The following is a 317-nucleotide window of genomic DNA, read 5'->3' on the forward strand; positions in this document are numbered from 1 at the left end:
CGCTGAGCTGCCACAGGGTCGCGACCACCACCGTCGGCCGGTCCACCAGCTCGCCCAGCCCGATCATGTCCTCCAGCCGCGACGTCAGCAGAGCCAGATAGTCCCCGGGCGCGGTCTGGTTGTAGTCCATGTACCCGGCCGCCTGCTCCAGCGCCAGCGGCAGGTCCCCCAGGTGCTCGGCGATCCGGTCCGCCGCGTCGGCGGTCATGCCCCGCACCCGCCGGGCCAGCAGCTCCACCGCCTCCCGCCTGGTGAACACCTCCAGGTCGATGACGCCGGCTCTGCTCGACCAGCCGCGCGACCTGGTGGTGACGATG

1 protein-coding gene is annotated in these 317 nt (G+C 72.2%); it reads right to left on the bottom strand.

Features of this window, described 5'->3' with window-relative positions; genetic code table 11:
• The coding region (locus ACLZOT_RS51305; protein ID WP_416976159.1) for a hypothetical protein at nucleotides 1–208 on the bottom strand (208 nt) is incomplete at its 3' end.
• Between the last annotated feature and the right edge of the window lie 109 nt (nucleotides 209–317).

The sequence above is a fragment of the Streptomyces sp. 4F14 genome (assembly GCF_048159485.1).
GTDB lineage: Bacteria > Actinomycetota > Actinomycetes > Streptomycetales > Streptomycetaceae > Streptomyces.